1 protein-coding gene and 1 pseudogene are annotated in these 520 nt (G+C 50.4%); one reads left to right on the top strand and one right to left on the bottom strand.

Annotated features, from left to right (window positions below):
* The first annotated feature begins 26 nt into the window (after nucleotides 1–26).
* Complete coding sequence (locus tag HW443_RS14265; RefSeq protein ID WP_407079836.1) at nucleotides 27–209, top strand: hypothetical protein; 183 nt, start codon at nucleotides 27–29, stop codon at nucleotides 207–209.
* On the opposite strand, the pseudogene fusA reads toward HW443_RS14265, so the two are convergent.
* A pseudogene (fusA, locus tag HW443_RS12865) lies at nucleotides 125–520 on the bottom strand (elongation factor G); the annotation flags it as partial. The gene HW443_RS14265 and the pseudogene fusA overlap by 85 nt on opposite strands.

Here is a 520-nt window from a genome sequence, read left to right as displayed (position 1 = left end):
CGTTAGTCATCAATGCGGTCTCCGGAGTGGAGGTGGGTACAGAAAGGACATTTTCCATTTGCACCAAGAACGGCCTGCCTCTGATCTTCGTAATCAACCGGATGGACCGGGAAAGTGCCAGCTTCTACAAATCCCTGGAAAACATAAAAGATTCGTTCGGAGACTCGGTGGTGCCTCTGGCTCTTCCTCTGGGACAGGAAGCAATGTAGTCCAGGATCAGCTCCACTCCTATGTTTTTGACAGCCGAGGCAGGGAGGACCGGAGTTAATTTTCGGGAAATTATGGCTGAACGCAGCGCGCCTCTCATTTCCTCCTGGCTGATCTCTTCTCCCTCCAGATATTTCATCAACAGCTCGTCTTCTGTTTCGACAATTCTTTCCACCAACTGATTCCGGTACGCGTTAACCTCCGAGTCCATCTCGGGGGGTATGTCTGTTTCCTGGAATCGGGGGCTTCCCTTTTCGACATACAGGTACCCTTTCATCTTTAAGAGATCTACCACGCCTCTAAAATTGGCTTC

This window comes from Candidatus Hakubella thermalkaliphila, from assembly GCF_013281975.1.
GTDB lineage: Bacteria > Actinomycetota > Humimicrobiia > Hakubellales > Hakubellaceae > Hakubella > Hakubella thermalkaliphila.
Note: the sequence above shows the minus strand (reverse complement) of the source record. Positions and strands in the feature narration are given on the sequence as shown.